Genomic DNA, 2142 nt, shown 5'->3' with positions numbered 1-2142 from the left:
CTCCATGGCGGTATAAATCCTGCCATGGCGCTGCATAACCTGACAGCCCAGCTTGGCAATATCCCCTGATATGCGGGCCACACACGAAAAGACCGCAGATACGCGCATCAGGCTTTGGGTGTCTTTCAACTCTATGCCTTGCTGCCATGCCCCTGTAAATGATTCTGCAATGGTGCCATAGCCTCGGCTAGGTACCGGTTGCAAGGCTCTTGCTCGTTTTATTTCTAGTCCGAATAACTTCATAAGCACCCCATCAAAAAAGCCCCCGCAGGGCTTATCTGTCTTATTCACCGTAAGCGGCACTCTCAATCACCGCAACGGAAGCAGCACGGCGTACCTTCCAGTTAATCATGCGATCGGCTTTGAAACCCACCATGCCGGCCTGCCACAGACTCACCATATCCATGGTAGCTTTGTCACTTTCTGGGTCATCCGACATTACCAAGCTGGCTTCACGGCTCGCATCCAAAGTCACCATGCCATCATCGGCCAACAGGATTTCAGACGGCTGCAATAAGATGATGTTGTCACTGGCAATGCTCGAGGTAATAACCGGCAAACCAAAGAAGGTGCCACCATCTTGGTTAATGGATGGGAATGCTGGCTGCCCCAATTCATTAAACATCATGCTCAATGACAAGGCTGTGACTTCAGACATTACCCACACCCCGCCTTTGGTAGACAAATTGGCGTTAATGAATTGATTCATCACGGCCTTAATGTCTTTGCGTACTGCATCCAAGTCGGTACCACTGGGTGTAATCGCAGTCACGGCGTGGGTGATTGATGCTGGGTGAACATCGGTCACAGCGGCAATGGTCGGATCAATAAATGCCTGATCCAAAAATTGTGCCATCGATTTCTGTAAGTCGCTGTTAATCAACGCTTCAGCACTAGGGTTGCTCAAGCGGGCCAGTTCTTCAGTAATCGGCACAATGGCTGATACTTTGGCAAAGCCTAATGAGGTAGTATCTAAAGCCAATTTAGATACTGGTTTTAATTTGCCTTGCCCAACCCAATTGACGGTAGCGCCTGAAGTCTGGCCTTGCACCTTGGTATTAAACGGCACGTTGCGGAAACCAGTAATGCGGCCCATGATGGTTTGTGGTCGCAACAGTTCAATAAATTCGCTGGTCATGGTGGTGTAATCCACCAAAGGGGCGGCCCATGTGGCATCGGTTGTCGTACCTGCAGCCACAGCAGATTTTAAAATCCGTTCCACTTGCGGGGTGTCTTTGAAGCTTTTAGCAATCTCAACCGCTTGCATTGTATTGCCTTTACTCATCGCTAAAGCACGAGCATAACGGGCGAATGCAGTCCCCTTAGGCAAGTTTGATTTAACTTCGATTTGGCCAGTCGGTACGGTGCCTGTGGTGTCCATGGTGACGGGTTTTGCAGTCTTGGCCAACTGCGCTTCAGTTTCGCGCAACATGGATAGATGCTTATCAATTTTTTCAATCTCTGCCTTGTTTGCGTCATAGGCTGCTTGGTCTGCCTCACCCACATCAGACTTGCATACCAAAGTGCCATTGGCTTCTACCAGTTTGGCTTTTTTGGCTTCCTGCTCTTGGATTTGCTCTTGAATTGACATGCTTTTGTTTCCCTTTTCAGGTTTGTTTAAAGATTTGGTTACGGTGATTGCTGCTTCAGGATTAGCAGGATTGCCCACCACTGAAAGCTCTAGCCATTGCCACCGCGTGAAATGTCGGCCTGTTTCCATATCTGATTTTTCAATAGGCAGGAAACCAACCGACAAACCGCCTACGATTCCATTTTTAATGTTTTCCCATACTGCCTTAACGCGCCCTGAAGCATCCTTGGCAATGCGTGCGGTTACCTCAATGCCGTTCTCTGTTACCGTGGCTTTCTCTACCATGCCAATGGGCTGGCTCTGGTCATGCTCATGCAACAAGGGGATGGGCAGCTCAAACTCTGCTCCCATGGGTTCCACCACATCGCCCGATTTATCCAGCTTTGGCGTTGAGGCAATGCCCACAATCACGCCCTCATCCGTGACGCTTTTAATGGTCAATGTGCTTTGTGCTATTTCCATATTCGATACCCAATAAAAAACCGCCCTGGTAGGCGGTCAAACAACTTTAAAGTAATAGGATGGCTTAGGCTTCTCTGGTTCGCTCTTGG

Annotated in this window: 2 protein-coding genes; both read right to left on the bottom strand. The window is 49.1% G+C overall.

The window, feature by feature from the left end; all coding sequences use genetic code 11:
* Positions 1-243, bottom strand: a 243-nt coding sequence (locus A2F46_RS11545) for a hypothetical protein (RefSeq protein WP_197457665.1), incomplete at its 3' end; no start/stop codon positions are given.
* A gap of 40 nt (positions 244-283) precedes the next feature.
* Positions 284-2053 carry a phage major capsid protein gene (locus A2F46_RS11540; protein ID WP_066570603.1) on the bottom strand — a complete coding sequence of 590 codons (1770 nt, stop codon included), beginning with the start codon at positions 2051-2053 and terminating at the stop codon, positions 284-286.
* Positions 2054-2142 lie beyond the last annotated feature (89 nt).

Origin of the sequence: Snodgrassella sp. CFCC 13594 (assembly GCF_001590725.1) — a bacterium.
Classification (GTDB): Bacteria; Pseudomonadota; Gammaproteobacteria; order Burkholderiales; family Neisseriaceae; genus Snodgrassella.
Note: the sequence above shows the minus strand (reverse complement) of the source record. Positions and strands in the feature narration are given on the sequence as shown.

Excerpts from the sequence above, each read along its gene's own strand:
- A2F46_RS11540 (WP_066570603.1), bottom strand. The coding sequence starts at position 2,053 with ATGGAAATAGCACAAAGCACATTGACCATTAAAAGCGTCACGGATGAG.